The organism is Pseudomonas sp. JS3066 (assembly GCF_036328175.1).
Lineage (GTDB): Bacteria > Pseudomonadota > Gammaproteobacteria > Pseudomonadales > Pseudomonadaceae > Metapseudomonas.
In genome coordinates this window covers 1,159,425-1,176,338 of record NZ_CP143312.1, presented here as the reverse complement: position 1 = coordinate 1,176,338, position 16,914 = coordinate 1,159,425, and the positions used below count along the sequence as shown (strand labels likewise).

Here is a 16,914-nt window from a genome sequence, read left to right as displayed (position 1 = left end):
TCAACTAGGGGGGAAGACGAGCCTCGCCTTCCCCCCTGTACTGTTACAACTCCAGCAAGCCGCCTGGGCGGGCCGGGGTCAGTTGCGCGACGGGAAGATGCCCTCGAGCGCGATTACGAAATTGGTGCCCAGGAACGGGTTGCGGATCGCCAGGGGCTGGCTGCCGCCGCTGATGCCGATGTTGATGCCCGGCATGTCGCCCAGCACGCTGACATTGAACGGTGCCAGGGTGGTATCCGGGGTACCGGTGGCGTACAGGCTGCCAGCACGGCCGGCAGCCGCGATCGGGCCCAGGACAGTGGTCGGCCCTGGATTGGCCTGGGTGGTGCCGGTGGTCGCAGCAGGAATGGAGGCCTGACCGGACGCACTGATGGAGTTGCTGACGGGCGTCGCGGTGTGGGTGTGGGCCGGCATCTGGTTGGAGAGAATGGTCACGTTCTCCGTCCCGCTCACTTCACCGATGTCGATCGGGCTCAAGCCTGGGCCCTGCCCCTGCCCCACCGGGCTGCGGCCGCGATAGTCCGGCAGGCCGAAGGTGACCTGGCCATTGCCGCCGTACAGTGTGCCGAGCAGCGAGAACAGGGCGGAGTTCTGCGCGATGGACATCACTTGGCCCTGGCATAAGGCCCACCCACGGGGGGCGAAGTTGAAGCCGACCATACGGATTTCGCCGAGGAAGGGATCACTCATTGCTGTTGCTCCTTGTTGATGCCGCCCAGGCGGCAGGGTGCGCATCGATGCGCGGACAACTCTTTGATCCGGACTGCCCTACAGGGCCTTGCGGCAGTGGAACACTGCCTGCAACAAATGGTGTTCACCGTCCTCGTCCGGCCCGATGGGACTCAGCATCACCGTCCATTCGGCATTGCTGGGGCTACGCAACCGATAGCTGTGTTGTGGCATCTGGATGCCCACCGGCTGCGCGAAGATGGCGCTGTAGCATTCATGGCGCGAGTTCATCGCCTGGCCCTCGCTGACCTCGATCAGCGTCACGGCGACGCCTTCGCCGCTCTCCCAGCTCAGCTGCCATGGCTGATGAAGCTGCTGTTCGAAATCCTGGCGAGTCGGGATCAGGCTCATGCGGAAGCTTCCTGTGCGAGTGAGGTCCTGGCGCTGCGCTGCATCTGCAGATACACGCGGTTATTGCCCGTGACGACGAAGCCGAAACGGCTGTACAGACGCGTGGCCGGGTTACCAGGCTCAACGAAAAGGCGGATCGCCTTGCCGGTCTCATCCGCCTCTTTGGTCAGGGCCTGTAGATAGCGCGTGCCGATACCTTGCCCGCGCCAGTCGGGCAAAAGGGCGATATCGATCAGATTGAGAGTGTTCGGTCCACGGAAGACGTACAGCCGGCCGATGGCCTGACTCCGATGGCAGATCAGCGAGAACTGCGCATCGTGGTAGTGCTCCTGGTAATAACGGTGCTGGGCGTCGAATTGCTGGGCGAGGAAGGCATCGATGGCGGGCTGGCTCCATCCAGTGGAGGCCATTTCATCGGCACGGGTCGTCGAGTAAAGCTCCCGCAGGAACGCCATGTCGGCATTCGCTATGGGGCGAAGATTCAACTCCAGAGTTGGCATGAGACCGTGCGTCCTTGCTGACTGCCCCCAGCAGGGCAAGCCGGCATCCTGTTATTTTGCTATCACGCGAGATCAACGTCGGAAGAGTATCTCAAGGTGCAGGCCACTAGCCACCGTTTAGTTAATAATCAATAGGACTAATTTCTAACCTCTGTATGAAGTGTCTGCTCTATACACCGAATACGCTCCAATCCTTCGTATGAATCCCCCGACCATCGCTCTACAGCCGCGCGCACGTCGTCGCTGGCCTCTTCACGCTTGCGCTGACTGTCAGCGGTGAACCACATGGCCGGCTGCTTGGCATCGAAGGCCGCGATATCCCGCAGCTTCGGCGTATCGGCTTCGCCGAGGCAAAACACGGGAGCCAGGCGGTCCCAGAGCGCGTCAGGCAGCTCGTTGTAGTTCACCGGAATGCCTCCCTGGGCTCGGCACAGCTCGAGCCCTTGCTCGAGAATGCGTCCGATCGTGCGGCTGGTGTATTCCAGGGGCGACATGGCCGCGATGTCCTCCCCGGCGAAATCCAGAGCTGACGGCCCGAGCAGCCCCGGCACCCGATGCATGCCGGGCTGGCGCAGTTGGGAAACGACGATTTCCAGCGGATCGCGGTACAGAAAGATGCGCGGCGTATTCGGGTAAAGGTCCCGTAGCAGCGGCGCTTCGAACACGTTCCAGGCATCCAGCTTGACCATCAGACGCTGCTCGCCCCCGCAACGCCGCTGGCCATAGGCCGACATCAGCGCTGCGATCCATGCTGGCTGCTGCGACGAAGCCGCAGGATCGTGGAAATGCGCGCGCAACAGGCTATCCAGCGGCGGCGGTTCGGACAGCACGACATGCCGCTCAAGGCTCGCCAGCATCTGGGCCATCAGGGTCGAGCCGCAGCGGGAGGCATGAAAGATCAGGGCACTCGGCGCAAATCCCGGACTGGAGATTTGCCAGTCCAGCAGCACATCCAGTCCTGTTTCGCGGCGGAATGCCTGGTTGAAAGGCAACCGCAAAGCCAGGTCAACGTCGTCACGAAAGAAAGGCCGAGTAAGCCGCTGCTCGCCGAACCAGCACCAGTCCAGGCGCCACTCGCCGTCGCGTTGCCAGGCGCGGACCGGCAGCCAGCCGTGAAGATCACCGTGTGAATTCATGCTTTCCATTGCTCACTCCACGCCTGCTTGCCCAGGCGCATGGCGGCACGGACGTCCGCCTCGGAAAAATGCAGGCCGCACGCGGCGGCCAGTTCGACGGTTTCCCGCAAGAAGTCGCGAACCTCGGTCAACGACCGCAGTCGCTGGGCAAGGCTCGCGTCCTGCTCCACCAACTGGCGGAATCGTGCAAAGTCCTGCCCCGCCCTACCCTGTTGCAGCGTGGGAGTGGTGGGCAGCCCCTGGTCGATGGCAGCAACCATCCAGTCATTGGGCTGGCAGTCCAGCACCATATGGATGCGCTCCCCTGGCCCCGGGTTATCCACCCGATGCGGGCGTGACAGGTCAAGAAACCAGCACTCGCCAGGCTGCATGGGCACCTGCAGGCCATCGACGAGGAACTCCACGCCGACCGGGCTCAGCAAGGGGACGTGCAGGCGCACGTCACTGCCTGGCTGGCCCAGATCCAGGTCGCGATGCTCATGGATGCGCGACCCCGGTCCCAGGCGAAGCAGGCGCGCGCTGCGCACTGTGGTGTGGAAGGTGCCGAGCAGTTCATTCCAGGCCAACTCGCGCTGCCACCAGGCGCTGCGGACGGGTGAGCCCAGACCTGGCGCCAACGGCAGGGGCGAATCCTCGGGGGTAATCAGTGCGACGCCACTCCAGTCGCCTTCGTAGTAACCGGTATTGAAGTGGCTCTGCCACGCGTCAGACTCGATGCGCGCCAGGGCTTCCAGCAGCGGGGCCAGTTCGAACCTCAGCGGCAGGCGCGAGCAAATTGGCAATGGGGGGATTGGCATGGAACCGTCCTTGCTCCTTGGAAATCAGAAACCGCTTTCCCTCACACCCAGCGCCGCCAGCCTTCTCCAGGCGAAGCCCAGCAGGGACTGGCCCTCCCCATCCAGCACCACGACGCCACGCAGGGGTTGTGCCGGATGGATGGAATCGTCCAGCAGGCTGAGGCGCACACCGTACTGGGCCTGCACTGGCTCCGCCCGGTGCTGGGCGTCGCGGCGCACGGCAATGGGGCCGTGGTGATCGGAACTCAGGGCTTCCAGTTCCAGATAGGCCACGCCCGTGGCATCCACCTCGTCCAGGCGCACCGACAACGCCGGCCGCGCCGGATCGTCGGCGATGAAGCGGCCTTCGGCACCGACCTGTACCCGCCAGAGTTCTTCTTCGGCCAGATATCCGCGCAGACGCAGGCCCGCTTCAACCACGCGCGCCATGGGTTCACGTGGGCTGAGCCAGCGACCTGGCGTGAGGTCCGGCAGCAGGTCGCGCACCACGCCAGTCTGGGGCGCACGCAATTGCAGGCGTTCGCGCTGCGCGGCCAGCCCGCGGTATTCGGCCACCGCTTCAGCCAAGCGCTGCTCAAGAATGCCGGCATCCGCGGCCGTCTCGCTGCGTCCCGCCTGGCGGCGCAGTTGCAACTGGAGAATCTCGATCTCGCGGCGGACGATCGCCTGGCGGGAGTCCAGGTCTGGGGACTCCAGTTCAAGCAGGAGGTCGCCCTGCTCCACCGCCTGACCATCCTCCACATGCAGCGCCTTCAGCCGCGCCGCCACGGGGGCGTGCAGGGCGGTTGCCCGCGAGGCCTCCAGCAACGCCGGAACCTCCACCGAACTGCGCCAAGGCAACGCCAGCAGGATCAGTACCAGCAACAGGCTGGCAGCGGTCAGCAAGGCCTTGCGAGGCTCGGCCTGATCGCGGCGCTGCCACCACTCGGTCCACTCGCGCCAGATTGGCAGACCGATGAACCAGACCAGTTCCACCAGCATCAGGAAAATGCCCAGCACCTTGAAGAACAGGTGATAGACCGCCAAGGCGATACCGAAGAACAGCACCGCGCGCCACAGCCAGGAGCCATAGCCCCACACGATCAGGCGTCGCGCCATGGCCGGCTGCCAGGGTTCGGGCGCCGGCTCGCCATAACCGAACAGGGCCTCGCGCAGGCGCCAGCGGCACAGGGCAAAAGCTCGCGCCTGGAGGTTTTCCACTCCCCAGAGATCGCTGAGCAGGAAATAGCCGTCGAAGCGCATGAACGGATTGAGGTTGATGATCACCGTAGTGATCCAGGTGGCGCTGGCGAGCATGAATGCCGAGGTGCGCGCCGGTCCGTCCGGCAGTAGCGACCAGGCCAACAGCGCGAGCACCGCCAGCACCAGTTCGGCGAGCACGCCGCCGGCACCGATCAGCAACCGCGAGCGGCGGTCATTGACCCGCCAGGCGTCACTGACGTCGGTGTAGAACATCGGCAGCAGAACCATGAACGCCAGGCCCATGCTCTGCACCCGGCAGCCGGCGCGCTTGGCCATGAAGGCATGGCCGAACTCGTGACAGAGCTTGGCGAAGGTCAAGGCGACGCCAAAGGCCAGGGCGCCGCCAAGGCTGAATAGATGGGGGAAGGTCGCGATGAAGCGCTGCCAGTCCCGCGCCACCAGGAACAGGCCGAGGGCGAACACCAGCGGCAGGCCCCAACGCATCAGCCAATGGCCGTTACGCTCGAGTACGGGCCAGGCGCGGTTGAGGAAGGCGTCGGGCCGCCATAGCGGAATACGGAAGAACAGATACTGGTGCAGCACGCGGTTCCACAGGCTCTGCTTTGCGGCAACAGCCTTCATCCCATAGCTGGCGCGCTGCTCCTCGTCCAGGGCCGCGATCAGATCGTGGCCTCGCAAGAACCGCAACAACTCCTCCACCTCCGGCGAACCCAGGGGCAGACCGGGTTCGGCGTTGGCCGCGTCCAGCACCCGTTGCGGGTCGCCCAGGGCCCAGTGACGCAGCAGGCGCACGGCGGCCGCACCGAGCTTGAAGTAGCGACCGCGCAGGGGGTCGGCCAGGGTCCACTGCGGCGCGCCATCCAGCCCGGGGGCGGCCGGCGACAACTGCAGGTCGGAGCGCAGTGCGGGCAGCATCAGAAGCCCAGGCTCTGTCGAGCCGCGGCCAGGGGCCGACGCAACAGGTAATAGGCAAGCGGCGCGCGATCACCGAAGAGTTTGGCCGTGCCGCGCAGGCCGATGCGCGGCGGGGCGTCAATGAAGGCAGCATCGAGGCGGTAGGCCAGTTGGCCGGCGGCGGTGGTCTGGGCCTCGTAGGCGGCACGTTCCAGACGAGCGCTGTGGCGGTTGAGCGGATCGCTGTCGAGGAACAGCGCCACTTCGGCCCCCGGTTGCAGGGCGATGGCGTCGCCCACTGGCAGCTCGATGCGCAGTTCGGCCTGGGCCGGATCGGCAATCTGCATCAACCGTTCACCGGTCTGCACCGGCTTGCCGGTGAGGCGCTCGGCATCAGCGAAAACCGCAATTCCGCCGCGCTCGGCGCGTACTTCACTACGTGCCAGCAACTGACGGGCATAGTCGCGCTCGGATCTCTTCTGCTCCACCCGCGCCGCCAGCAGGTCGATGCGTGCGCTGGACTCCGCATCGGCAAAGGCACGCTGCGTGTTGGCCTTGAGCTCGGCTTCGGCGACACCAAGGGCGCGCTCGGCAACGTCCGCCTGGGCCTTGAGGCTGGTGGCATCGAAGCGCACCAGCAGGTCGCCTGCGGCCACGCTCTGGTTGGGCTTGACCAGGAACTCGGCGATCACGCCATCCAGCGGTGCTGCCACCACCCGGCCCCCCTGGGGCACCACTTCGGCGGGCGCCAGCACTGACTGACGTACCGGCACCAGGAGCAGCAGGCAGAGCCCGCCGGCGATGGCCATCAGCTTCTTCTTCGGCCAGCGCAGGCGCCAGGGTTTGCGCGGTTGCAGGGCCAGCCAGGCATGGGCGTAGGTGTCGCCGAGCTGGGTCAGGAGGGCCAGTTCGGCTTCATTGAATGGATGCTCGCGAGCCAGCCAGAGTCCACCGAAAACCTCACCCTGACGATCTTTCAGTGGAACCCAGCCAGCATGGGCGGCGGACAGCGCCTGCCAGTCGACGCGAGACTGTTGGTCGAGGGCTTCGGCATCGATGGCGGCGGTTTCATCGAGTCGTTCCTGACGGAGTAACTGCGCGGCGGCACGTTCGACGAATGCCACGAAAGGCGCGTTGGGCTCCACCAGGCTGATACCGGTCAGTGCCCGCACCTTGCCGGCAATCAGCAAAGCGGCATGACGGAATCCGAACAGGGCCTGGCCATCGTTGACCATGGCGAAGGCCAACTGCTCGGTAGTGGCCTTCTGACGGGCCTGTTGCTGCAGCCCGAGAAAGAGCGCGAACACGCGCTCGGCCGCACCCGGCGCGGCTGCGTTCATGGTTTCTCCGGGAAGCGCGCGGTGCCGCTCATGCCAGCCAGCAGGCCCGGTGCGTCGGCTGGCAGACCACCGATCAACAGGAGGGTCTGGCTGCCTTCGTCGATGCGCGCGCCCAGGCGCTTGACCACCGCGTGCAGCGGCTGGCCGGTTTCGTCGGGCACGAATTCGAAGGCCTGATCAGGCTTGAGCTTGTTCAGCCAGCGGGAAGGCACCAGCAGATGGATCTCCAGGGTGCGGTTGTCCACTACGTCCAGCAGCGGCGCGCCACTGGCGACGCTTTCATGGGGTTGGACCTTGCGCGCCACCACCTGGCCGTCGAACGGTGCCTTGACCTGGCAGCGCTGCACCTGCACCTGGTAGACCTGCGCCTCGGCCTGGGACTGAGCCTGGCGTGCTTCGGCCAGGGCGACCTCGAAGCGGCCCACCGAGTTGAGGGCGGCCAACTGCTGTTTGTTCTTCAGCTCCTCGCGGGCGGCGCGCACGGCGGAATTGGCGGCATTCAGTTGGGCCTGGTACGCGCTGCAGTCGAAGCGCACCAGTACCTCTCCCTTCTTGAATGCCTGGCCTTCGGCGTAAGGCATCTCGACGATGCGCCCGGCCAGTTCACTGGCCAGGACTGCCTGGTTGCGGGCCCGCAGGACGCCACGGGCTTCGCCGCCGGGGGACGTGGCCGTGGCCGTGGCGGGCGCATCGAGCAACGGGTCCTGCACGGGCGGTTCCTCGGCCCAGGAAACCGCGACCAGCCCCATCACCCCAAACAGCGTCCACAACGTACGTTTCATCAAGGCCATCCCTGGATAGAAGTGGGCAAGAGTCTATGAGAGCTGTAGGACAATAGGAATCTGGGACGAGGAATTATCTTGCCATCAGTCCGGATTCGCCGCCGAGTGGCGCCATGTAGGAGCTAGCTTGCTAGCGAATCCTGACCATTTCGCCAGCAAGCTGGCTCCTGCAGTTGGGAGCCCCTTCCTGTGGGCGAATTCATTCGCGAATAAATTCGCTCCCACAAGAAGCAGCAGGCCTCAGAGCATTTCCAACGGACGCTTGCGCCGTGGCGGCGGGAAGCTGTGGTCGATCAGGGCGAGGTCGTCGTCGCTGAGTTGGAGCTTGTGGGCCTCGGCGTTCTGCTTCAGGTGCAGCGGATCGACCGCCTTGGGGATAACGATCACACCGTCCTGGCGCAGCGCCCAGGCGAGCGCCACCTGGGCGGTGCTGGCCTGATGGCGGCGCGCGACTTCCTGCATCGCCGCATTACGCAGCAGTTTGCCGCCCTGCCCCACCGGGCTGTAGGCCATGAGCGGCATACCCTGTTGCCGCTGGAAAGGCAGCAGGTCGAACTCGATCCCGCGCGCTTCGGGGTTGTAGAGCACCTGGGTGGCGGCACAACCGGCGGGCAGTTCGTGAAGGTCATCAAGGTCAAGGTTGGACACACCCCAGCGCGCAATCTTGCCCTGCTCGCGCAGGCGCTCGAAGGCTTCCACCGTCTCCTCCAGCGGGTGCTCGCCGCGCCAGTGGAGCAAATAGAGGTCGAGATGGTCGGTACCCAGGCGCTTGAGACTCTGCTCGCACGCCAGGGCCGTGCCCCGGCGGCTGGCGTTCCACGGATAAACCTTGCTGACCAGGAAGACCTGCTCCCGCAGGCCGGCGATGGCTTCGCCCACCACTTGTTCGGCTCCGCCTTCGGCGTACATCTCCGCGGTATCGATCAGGCGCAGGCCCAGTTCCAGCCCCTGGCGCAGTGCCGCGACCTCGCGCTTGCGTTCACTGCGATTCTCGCCCATGTGCCAGGTGCCCTGGCCGATGGCGGGCACCTGGGTGCCGTCGGGGAAGGTGATGCTTTGCATGGCGTATTCCTCGGAATTCCGTTCAGTCGGGATTGCCGGCAGCTGGGGCGCGATCTTCCGGCAATGGACCGAGCGGCTCAAGCCCAGGGATCGTACGAACCAATGCTCCACAAGTGGCCTTCCGGGTCGCGGCAGGTGAAACCTCGCCCGCCGTAGTCCTCATCCTTAAGGGGCAGCACGATGGTGGCGCCGGCTGTCACCGCGCGGGCATGCACGCCATCGACGTCGGCCACCACCAGATAGATGCTCTGCGTACCCAGGCCGCCGGTTTCGTCGGGCTGGCGCATCAGTCGACCGTAGTCGGTGTCGCGCACGGAACCGAGCATGATCATGCCCTCGCCAAGGCTCAGTTGGGCGTGAGAGATGCTGCCGTCCTGCTCGGGCACCACCAGATGCTCGACGAAACCGAAGGTGTGGCAGAGCCAGGCGACGGCGGCGGGTGCGTCGCGGTAACGCAGGCAAGGAACGGCAGTGGAACCGGCCATGGCGATGATCTCCAGAAACAGTGATTGGCTTCAGCCTAGCTGCCCAATCGCGTCGCGCGGGACCGGCGGTCACACTATCAGGTGTACCCCTGACTCCAAGGTCGGGAGCGGAAGCGAATCGTCGGAAGTGGCGGTTTTCCGGGACGTTCGAGGGCACGGGAAAGGTCCAACTGGATGTCGCTGGACGGTTTGGGTACCGGCCCGGCGAACTTCAGGATGAACTGCCAGCTCCGCTGTGGCACCGCCAGTCGGTAGTCCAGCCCGGCGGGGGACTGGTTGATCGCCTGCAAACCGTCCAGAGGGAACTGACCCACATCGCGAACCATGATCAGGGATACCGCCGCCGGCTCAAGGACACGGCCGTCGACCCTTAGCACCACATGCTCGGGACGAAAGTGGAAGTCGGCAGTAGCCGGCTGGATTTCCAGCAGCAGGCGAATCCCGTCCTTCTCGTCATAGCGTGGCTTGTCGATGGGGTCATACATCACCGGCACCACGAACAGGATCACCTGGAAATCGTTCTGCTGGATCTGGTTGTGCAGATCCAGGGTCAGCGCGACATCAGTCAGTTGAATACGGCCACGCTCGTCGGCCGCCTGGTCTTCGACGAAGGCCGCACTCTCCACGCCCGAACGAAAGCCCGCGCACCCGGTCAGCAGCAGGCAAACGATCAGGATGCTCGCAAGCAAAGAGTTGCCGACGGTCAGAAGCCGGGAAGCAATACACAGCATGAACACCTCCTGGGGATACCGGCGCATGGCCAGTTGGCGAAGGATAGTCCGCTGATCGGCCGGTCGCTTCAAGCACCCCGAGAAAGCACCGGGCCCGCACATGGCGGGCCCGATGGTCATCGCGAAGGTCTTTGTCAGGCGGCGTCGCCAACGGGCTCCGAGGCCCTGGTCGGAGCCAGGTTGAGCGCCTTGTACAGCACCACCAGCAGCACCAGGAAGGCCGGGCCCACGTAGAGCGCGACGCGGGTGTCGGGGAAGTAGGCCATCAGGCCCACCACCAGCACCAGGAAGGCCATGGCCAGGTAGGAGCTGAGCGGGAACAGCCACATGCGGTATTGCAGCTTGCCTTGTTCGGCGGGGGTGAGGCTGCGACGGAACTTCAACTGCGCCAGCAGGATCATCGCCCAGGTCCAGATGGCGCCGAAGGTGGCGATGGAGGTTACCCAGACGAACACTTTCTCCGGCACCAGGTAGTTGGCCAGCACACCCAGCAGCAGCGCGGCACCGGACACCAGCAGTGCGCGACGCGGCACGCCGTTGGACGTGACGGCGAAGGCCCGCGGCGCCTGGCCTTGCTGGGCCAGGCTGTAGAGCATGCGGCCGGTGCTGAAGATGCCGCCGTTGCAGGAGGACAGCGCGGCGGTGATCACCACGAAATTGATGATACCGGCGGCGGTCTTGATGCCCAGGCTCTCGAAGGTCATCACGAAGGGGCTGCCCTGAGTACCGATCTCGTTCCACGGATAGATGGAGAGGATCACGAACAGTGCGCCCACATAGAACAGCAGGATGCGCCAGAACACTGAGCCAATGGCCTGGGGAATGGTCTTCTGCGGGTTCTTCGCTTCGCCGGCGGTCAGGCCGATCATTTCCACACCGAGGTAGGCGAACATGACCATCTGCAGCGACATCAGCACGCCCTGCACGCCGTTGGGCATGAAGCCACCGTGTTCCCAGAGGTTGGAAATGCCGGTGGCGATACCGTCGTTGCCGAGGCCAAAGACGATCATTCCGGTACCGGCGACCACCATGGCGATGATGGTGACGATCTTGATCAGGGCGAACCAGAACTCGAACTCACCGAAGGCGCGCACGGCGATCAGGTTGATGCCGCCCATGCTGATCAGCGCCGCGAGGGCCCATATCCAGCGCGGCACCTCAGGGAACCAGACGCCCATATAGATGGCCACGGCGGTGATTTCCGCCACGCAGGTCACCAGCCAGAGGAACCAGTAGTTCCAGCCGGTGAGGAAACCGGCCAGTGGCCCGAGGTAATCCTGGGCGTAGCGACTGAAGGAGCCTGCCACGGGGTTATGCACAGCCATCTCGCCGAGGGCGCGCATGATCACCAGGATGGCAAGACCACCAATGATGTAGGACAGCATGATGGCCGGACCAGCCATCTGGATGGCCTTGGCCGAACCCAGGAAAAGGCCGACGCCAATGCAGGCGCCCAGGGCCATCAGGCGGATGTGACGCTCACCGAGGTCTCGGTGCAGCGATTCATGTTGTGGCTGATGATCAGCAACGGACATGCAGTGGTACCTCATTTTGTAGTTGTCGAGGAGTCAGCCGCGTAGCCGAAAAGCCGGGTCGTGGTAAGACCCTTGGCCGCCTGGAAGTCCCGTCCTTGTGGGGCTGAACAGTCCGGCGGGCGCAGACGCGTCCGAGATCGGCGGCGAGTCTTGCACAAAGACAAGGCAACGTCATGCCTACTTTTGGTGCACGAAAGTGCCGATAAGGGGGAGTGGAGCGAAGTTCGCAGGATGGGTCGGGCGGTGCTCCGTTAGGAACGAAACCCAGCGCGACCGAACGATGGGTATCGCAAGCGCCTCCTTTCCTACTTCCTGGCCTCAAGCAATAGGGACAGCGGCTCGCCGGTATGCGGATGGACCGGTTCGCGCAAGGCCTCGATGCGGTAGCCGCTGACGAGCAGAAGCGCGCACCAGGATTCCAGGGTGCGGAAGTACCAGGGCATGGGCTCGGGGAACTCGCCTTCGAAGGCGGCGAAATCCTCGCGGCGCCAGCCATCTCTGTATCCCTGGTCACCGCGGGCCTGCCAGGGATGGACAGTCTGGATCAGCAACAGCCCATCGCTGGTGAGCTGCTCGCGCAATGCCACCAGCAACGGCTGCAAATGTTCCTCGAACAGCGAGAAGTTGCACACCACGGCATGGAAGCAGCCCAGTTGGCCCGGATCGGCCTGAAAAGTGGTGTAGTCCAGACAGCGGAACTCACCACCGGCCGCCTGCGCCGCCGCCACCAGTGGCGGAGATGCATCGATCCCCAGCACCGCCAGCCCGTGTGCAACCAGCGCACGACTCAGCCAACCTTCGCCGCAACCGAGGTCCAGTACCCTCAACGGCCGATGGGCCAGGACGGCGTCGACAATGGCCTGGTCAGTGGCCAACTGCCTGCTTTCGATGCGACTTTCTCGTACTGCACGTGTCCAACCAGAAGCGTTGGCGCGCCAGCTGTGGTCGAGTTGCTTCCGATTGTCGCCTGTCATTGATTCGCTCCTGTTTTTGCCGCCACTCCACCATGCAGCCAGCCGACTACCTACTAAGATTGCAAGCAAGAGCGGTAACAGGCCAGGCCGGTGGACTATGGGCGCAATATGGCAATCCGACGAAACCAGGAACGAGGTACCCCCAGGTAGTCTCAATGAATCCGGCGTTCCGCCGGAAAAGCCACCACGCCGCAGGCACCGCCTCCTGTTCTGGAGCATTTTCCTGGTGACCTGCGGCATCGTCGTTGCCGCCGCCACTCATGAAATGCAGACGTCGCGCTTCCAGGCACGAGAGCTTAGCCGTTACGCGGCGACCCTCAGCTACAAGCTCGAAGATGGCCCGAGCAAGGCCATCCGCTACCCCGGCGACGGCCCGTTCGACCGCCGGCTGGGCTACGCCTCCCTGCCGGAAATGCTCGAACGCCTGGAAAAACGCGGCTATGCAATCGAACAGCAGACACGCTTCTCCCCCGCGCTGATCAACTACGCCGACCGCGGGCTGTTCCCGCCCTACCGGGAAAAGAGCCAGGCCGGCATCAGCATCTGCGACTGTCGTGGCCTGCCCTTCTATCAGTTCAGCTACCCGCAGCAGCGCTACCCGGAGTTCGCGAGCATTCCACCACTGCTGGTCAACAGCCTGCTGTTCATCGAAAACCGCAAACTGCTGGACCAGGAAACGCCACTGGCCAACCCGGCGGTGGACTGGCCGCGCTTCTCCAAGGCCGCCCTGACCCAGGTGGGCAAGGCCATCGACCTGGACGGCCAGTCGGCCGGTGGCAGCACCCTGGCGACCCAGTTGGAGAAATACCGCCATTCGCCGTTCGGTCGTACCGCCTCGGCCTCGGAGAAGATTCGCCAGATGGTTTCGGCCAGCGTGCGCGCCTACCAGGGCGGCCCGGAAACCCTGGCCGCGCGCGAACGCATCGTCCTGGACTACCTCAACAGCGTGCCGCTCTCGGCCGCGCCGGGACATGGTGAAGTGCACGGCATAGCCGACGGATTGCGGGTCTGGTACGGCGCCGATTTCAATCGGGTCAACCGGATACTGGGGAGCAAGGACAGCGATCTGGACGAACGCGGCCTGGCAATGCGCCAGGTGCTCTCGCTGTTCATCGCCCAGCGCCGCCCTTCCTATTACCTGTCCAGCGCCCATGAAGAGCTGAACGCCCTCACCGACAGCCATATCCGCGTGCTGGCTGGCGCGGGGATCATCGACACGCCACTGCGCGACGCCGCCCTGGGTGCCAAGCTTCGCTTCCGCAACTGGGTGGAAGAACCGGCGCTTCAGGCAGTGGAAGCGAACAAGGGCATCAGCGTGGCCCGGAGTCGCCTCTCGAGCATGCTGAAGATGCCGCTGTACGATCTCGACCGCCTCGATCTCACCGCCAGCAGCACCTTGCAGAGCGAGCTGCAGAACGCTGTGACCGACTACCTGCGCCAACTGGCCGATCCGGCCTTTGCCGAGCAGGTGGGGCTGTATGGCGAACGCCTGCTATCCCCGGAGAAAACCCGTGAAGTGCGCTACAGCTTCACCCTCTTCGAGCGCACCCCGTCCGGCAACCGCGTGCGCGTGCAGACCGACAACACCGACCAGCCCTTCGACATCAATGAAGGTAGCAAGCTGGAGCTGGGCTCCACCGCCAAGCTGCGGGTGCTCGCCACCTACCTGGAAAACGTAGCGACCCTGCACGAGCGCTACGCCGGCCTGCCGGTGGCGGAACTGCGCAAGGTTCCGGTCGACCCACTGGACTTCATCACCAAGTGGGCCATCGACTACCTGATCCAGACCAAGGATCGCAACCTCAGCGCCATGCTCCAGGCAGCCCTGGACCGCACCTACTCCGCCAGCCCCTACGAAGCCTTCTTCACCGGTGGTGGGCTGCACGCCTTCAATAACTTCCGCAAGGAAGACAACGGCCGTCGCCCCAGCCTGCGCGATGCCCTGCGCGAGTCCATCAACCTGCCGTTCGTGCGCCTGCTGCGCGATGTGGTGCGGCATGACATGTACCGTCCCGACGGTGGCAAGATGCAGCTCCTGTCCGACGACAAGGACCCGCGCCGCCAGGGCTATCTGGACCTGTTCGTGTCCCGTGAGAGCCAGACCTATCTGCGCCGCTTCTGGAACAAGTACCAGGGCAAGGACGCGGAGCAGCGCATGTCGACCTTCCTCGACGGCCTCAACCCCTGGGGCGCGCGGATGGCCGCCATCCACCGCTACCTGCAACCGCAGGCTGACCTGGCCACCTTCGCCGCGTTCATGCGCGAGCGGGTGCCCAAGGCCAACCCGCCGCTGACCGACAAGCGCGTGGAAGATCTCTACACCCGCTACGGGCCGGGCGCCTTCGATCTCAACGACCAGGGCTATGTGGCCCGGGTGCACCCGCTGGAGCTCTGGCTGCTCGGCTACCTGCAGGCGCATCCGCAAGCGACCTACCGCGAGGCCGTGGAGGCCAGCGGCGACGAACGCCGCGAGGTCTATGGCTGGCTGTTCAAATCCAAGCGCAAGTACGCTCGCGACAAGCGCATCCGCATCATGATGGAGGTGGAAGCCTTCCTCGATATCCACGAGCACTGGAAATCCCTGGGCTATCCGTTCGACCACCTGGTACCGTCCCTGGCCACCGCCCTGGGCAGCTCTGGCGACCGTCCGGCAGCCCTCGCCGAGCTGATGGGCATCATCCTCAACGACGGCGTGCGCCAGTCCACCCTGCGCATCGAGCAGCTGCACTTCGCCGCCAACACCCCCTACGAAACCCTGGTGGGCCAGCAGACCAGCGAGGGCAAGCGAGTCATGACCTCGGAGGTAGCGGCCACCCTGCGCGACGCACTCTCGAAGGTGGTGGAGGGCGGCACCGCTCGACGCCTGCAAGGCAGCTTCACCCTGCCCGACGGCAAACCGCTGGTCCTGGGCGGCAAGACCGGTACCGGCGACAACCGCATCCAGACCGTCACCCGCTGGGGCACGGTGAAGAGCTCAAAGGCGATGAACCGCACCGCCACCTTCGTCTTCTATCTGGGCCCGCGCCACTTCGGAACCCTCACCGCCTTCGTCGAAGGCAGCCAGGCTGACAAGTTCAGCTTCACCTCGGCTCTGCCCGTGCAGGTGCTCAAGGGCATGGCGCCCATCCTCCAGCCCTACCTCGCCCCCGGCCTGAACACCCAGTGCCAGGACCTGGCGCCGGCAGTGCAGGTGAGCAGGCGGTAAGCCCCTTGCGAATGGATTCGCTCCCACGGCCTTTCGTACTTATCGATCCACCATCGGTGTCAGACCTGGCCAAGCTGGTGGATGTGAAAAGCGACATCCACCCTTCGTGCTGAATTCATTCGCCACGCGGGACGCAGTCCCGCCGTAGGTTGGCGCAGAGCGCAGCGAAGCCCAACGCATCGTGGCTCCGGTCGAACGCCGATGTTGGGCCGCGCTTCGCTTGGCACCCACCTACCGAAGCCCCGACACTCCCGCGACGATCAGCACCACCGACACCAGCTTCGTCGGTGTGAGTGCTTCTCCCAGCAGGAGGAAACCCAGCAGCACCGTTCCCAGGGTGCCGATCGCGGTCCAGATTGGATAGGCGATGCTCACCGGCAGCACGCGCATGGACAGGGTCAGGAACCAGATCCCGGCCACCGCGGCCACCACCACCAGCACGCTGGGCCAGGGCCGGGTGAAACCTTCGGCGTACTTCATGCCCATGGCGAAGAGAACCTCGAAGAACGCCGCCACCAGCAGGTATATCCAGGCCATGACTGCGTCCTCAGAAGGTTTCCGCGAGGTCCGCCAGGGCCCGCTCCGCCCGCTGGTAGGACTGCTCGAACGCCTCGCCGCCGAACTCGTCGTTTTCCACCGCCACCACTGTCACGTCAGTGATGCCGATGTAACCCAACACTGTGCGCAGGTAGGCGTCGGCATGGTTCATGTGGGCATTGGCGCCGCCCGGACTGTAGCCGTGGTCGCCACGGGTGGTGATGATCAGCGCCTTGCGCCCCAGCACCAGCGGGGTATAGGGATTGCCCTGCTTGTTCGGGTCGAAGTCGAAGGTGCGCCGAATCCGCACGATCTGGTCGATCCAGGCCTTGACCCCGCTGGGCACGCCGAAGTTGTACATGGGTGCGGAGATCACCAGGCGGTCAGCGGAGAACAGCTCATCCACCAGCAGGTCGCTCACTGCCAGGTCAGCCTTCATAACTTCGGTGCGTGCCTCCGGCTCCGGATGGAAAGCAGCGGCGATCCAGCCCTCGGTGACGGCGGGAATGGCCACTCGTCCCACTTCACGGCGTAACACCTGGCCGCTCCCCTGGCGCGCCTGCCAAGCCTTGAGGAAAGACTCCTGCAGACGACGGGAATGGGAACGCTCACCACGAGGGCTACCCTGCACAGAAAGAATCGTACTCATCTCA

General features: G+C 64.7%; 16 protein-coding genes. 1 reads left to right on the top strand and 15 read right to left on the bottom strand.

Going from position 1 to position 16,914, the window contains the following annotated elements:
• Window positions 1-78: 78 nt before the first annotated feature.
• The 13 genes from SA496_RS05590 to SA496_RS05530 form a co-directional block, all read right to left on the bottom strand.
• On the bottom strand, window positions 79-690 hold the full coding sequence (locus SA496_RS05590; protein ID WP_153917768.1) for a phage tail protein: 612 nt from the start codon (window positions 688-690) through the stop codon (window positions 79-81).
• Between the two features lie 78 nt (window positions 691-768).
• Entirely contained in the window at window positions 769-1,080 is a 312-nt protein-coding gene (locus tag SA496_RS05585) for a DUF6916 family protein (RefSeq protein ID WP_153917766.1), read from the bottom strand.
• Window positions 1,077-1,580 carry a GNAT family N-acetyltransferase gene (locus SA496_RS05580; RefSeq protein WP_330115142.1) on the bottom strand — a complete coding sequence of 168 codons (504 nt, stop codon included), beginning with the start codon at window positions 1,578-1,580 and terminating at the stop codon, window positions 1,077-1,079. The genes SA496_RS05585 and SA496_RS05580 overlap by 4 nt, the downstream gene beginning before the upstream one ends.
• Before the next feature lie 137 nt (window positions 1,581-1,717).
• Window positions 1,718-2,725 carry a sulfotransferase family protein gene (locus tag SA496_RS05575; protein WP_153917764.1) on the bottom strand — a complete coding sequence of 336 codons (1,008 nt, stop codon included), beginning with the start codon at window positions 2,723-2,725 and terminating at the stop codon, window positions 1,718-1,720.
• Entirely contained in the window at window positions 2,713-3,513 is an 801-nt protein-coding gene (locus SA496_RS05570) for an aspartyl/asparaginyl beta-hydroxylase domain-containing protein (RefSeq protein ID WP_330115141.1), read from the bottom strand. The genes SA496_RS05575 and SA496_RS05570 overlap by 13 nt, the downstream gene beginning before the upstream one ends.
• Window positions 3,514-3,537: 24 nt before the next feature.
• Window positions 3,538-5,634 (bottom strand): efflux RND transporter periplasmic adaptor subunit, encoded by a 2,097-nt coding sequence (locus SA496_RS05565; RefSeq protein ID WP_174235603.1) that lies wholly within the window; start codon window positions 5,632-5,634, stop codon window positions 3,538-3,540.
• A complete protein-coding gene (locus SA496_RS05560; protein WP_120652263.1) occupies window positions 5,631-6,950 on the bottom strand; it encodes an efflux RND transporter periplasmic adaptor subunit in 1,320 nt (439 codons plus the stop codon). The genes SA496_RS05565 and SA496_RS05560 overlap by 4 nt, the downstream gene beginning before the upstream one ends.
• Window positions 6,947-7,699 (bottom strand): efflux RND transporter periplasmic adaptor subunit, encoded by a 753-nt coding sequence (locus SA496_RS05555; RefSeq protein WP_442965089.1) that lies wholly within the window; start codon window positions 7,697-7,699, stop codon window positions 6,947-6,949. Before SA496_RS05555 ends, SA496_RS05560 begins: the two co-directional genes overlap by 4 nt.
• A 273-nt stretch (window positions 7,700-7,972) precedes the next feature.
• A complete protein-coding gene (locus SA496_RS05550) occupies window positions 7,973-8,794 on the bottom strand; it encodes an aldo/keto reductase (protein WP_330115139.1) in 822 nt (273 codons plus the stop codon).
• Between the two features lie 77 nt (window positions 8,795-8,871).
• A complete protein-coding gene (locus tag SA496_RS05545) occupies window positions 8,872-9,279 on the bottom strand; it encodes a VOC family protein (RefSeq protein WP_120652266.1) in 408 nt (135 codons plus the stop codon).
• A gap of 77 nt (window positions 9,280-9,356) precedes the next feature.
• The gene (locus SA496_RS05540; protein WP_153917758.1) at window positions 9,357-10,010 is read right to left on the bottom strand and encodes a hypothetical protein; all 654 of its coding nucleotides are present in this window, start codon (window positions 10,008-10,010) and stop codon (window positions 9,357-9,359) included.
• 134 nt (window positions 10,011-10,144) lie between these two features.
• Window positions 10,145-11,545, bottom strand: a complete 1,401-nt coding sequence (locus SA496_RS05535) for an amino acid permease (RefSeq protein ID WP_153917756.1) — start codon at window positions 11,543-11,545, stop codon at window positions 10,145-10,147.
• Between the two features lie 305 nt (window positions 11,546-11,850).
• Window positions 11,851-12,519, bottom strand: coding sequence for a class I SAM-dependent methyltransferase (locus SA496_RS05530; RefSeq protein ID WP_330115138.1), 669 nt, complete (start codon window positions 12,517-12,519; stop codon window positions 11,851-11,853).
• 97 nt (window positions 12,520-12,616) lie between these two features.
• On the opposite strand from SA496_RS05530, the gene SA496_RS05525 reads away from it, so the two are divergent.
• Window positions 12,617-15,724 carry a transglycosylase domain-containing protein gene (locus tag SA496_RS05525; protein ID WP_120652272.1) on the top strand — a complete coding sequence of 1,036 codons (3,108 nt, stop codon included), beginning with the start codon at window positions 12,617-12,619 and terminating at the stop codon, window positions 15,722-15,724.
• Between the two features lie 231 nt (window positions 15,725-15,955).
• Here SA496_RS05525 and SA496_RS05520 read toward each other — a convergent pair whose 3' ends face one another.
• Entirely contained in the window at window positions 15,956-16,261 is a 306-nt protein-coding gene (locus SA496_RS05520) for a DMT family transporter (RefSeq protein WP_120652274.1), read from the bottom strand.
• A 10-nt stretch (window positions 16,262-16,271) separates the two neighbouring features.
• Window positions 16,272-16,910 carry an FMN-dependent NADH-azoreductase gene (locus tag SA496_RS05515; protein WP_120652276.1) on the bottom strand — a complete coding sequence of 213 codons (639 nt, stop codon included), beginning with the start codon at window positions 16,908-16,910 and terminating at the stop codon, window positions 16,272-16,274.
• Window positions 16,911-16,914: the final 4 nt, after the last annotated feature.

What these genes read in the sequence shown, in the direction of transcription:
- SA496_RS05590 (WP_153917768.1), bottom strand. Translation starts at nt 690, where the DNA reads ATGAGTGATCCCTTCCTCGGCGAAATCCGTATGGTCGGCTTCAACTTC.
- SA496_RS05585 (WP_153917766.1), bottom strand. Translation starts at nt 1,080, where the DNA reads ATGAGCCTGATCCCGACTCGCCAGGATTTCGAACAGCAGCTTCATCAG.
- SA496_RS05580 (WP_330115142.1), bottom strand. Translation starts at nt 1,580, where the DNA reads ATGCCAACTCTGGAGTTGAATCTTCGCCCCATAGCGAATGCCGACATG.
- SA496_RS05575 (WP_153917764.1), bottom strand. Translation starts at nt 2,725, where the DNA reads ATGGAAAGCATGAATTCACACGGTGATCTTCACGGCTGGCTGCCGGTC.
- SA496_RS05570 (WP_330115141.1), bottom strand. Translation starts at nt 3,513, where the DNA reads ATGCCAATCCCCCCATTGCCAATTTGCTCGCGCCTGCCGCTGAGGTTC.
- SA496_RS05560 (WP_120652263.1), bottom strand. Translation starts at nt 6,950, where the DNA reads ATGAACGCAGCCGCGCCGGGTGCGGCCGAGCGCGTGTTCGCGCTCTTT.
- SA496_RS05555 (WP_442965089.1), bottom strand. Translation starts at nt 7,699, where the DNA reads ATGGGGCTGGTCGCGGTTTCCTGGGCCGAGGAACCGCCCGTGCAGGAC.
- SA496_RS05550 (WP_330115139.1), bottom strand. Translation starts at nt 8,794, where the DNA reads ATGCAAAGCATCACCTTCCCCGACGGCACCCAGGTGCCCGCCATCGGC.
- SA496_RS05545 (WP_120652266.1), bottom strand. Translation starts at nt 9,279, where the DNA reads ATGGCCGGTTCCACTGCCGTTCCTTGCCTGCGTTACCGCGACGCACCC.
- SA496_RS05540 (WP_153917758.1), bottom strand. Translation starts at nt 10,010, where the DNA reads ATGCTGTGTATTGCTTCCCGGCTTCTGACCGTCGGCAACTCTTTGCTT.
- SA496_RS05535 (WP_153917756.1), bottom strand. Translation starts at nt 11,545, where the DNA reads ATGTCCGTTGCTGATCATCAGCCACAACATGAATCGCTGCACCGAGAC.
- SA496_RS05530 (WP_330115138.1), bottom strand. Translation starts at nt 12,519, where the DNA reads ATGACAGGCGACAATCGGAAGCAACTCGACCACAGCTGGCGCGCCAAC.
- SA496_RS05525 (WP_120652272.1), top strand. Translation starts at nt 12,617, where the DNA reads ATGGGCGCAATATGGCAATCCGACGAAACCAGGAACGAGGTACCCCCA.
- SA496_RS05520 (WP_120652274.1), bottom strand. Translation starts at nt 16,261, where the DNA reads ATGGCCTGGATATACCTGCTGGTGGCGGCGTTCTTCGAGGTTCTCTTC.
- SA496_RS05515 (WP_120652276.1), bottom strand. Translation starts at nt 16,910, where the DNA reads ATGAGTACGATTCTTTCTGTGCAGGGTAGCCCTCGTGGTGAGCGTTCC.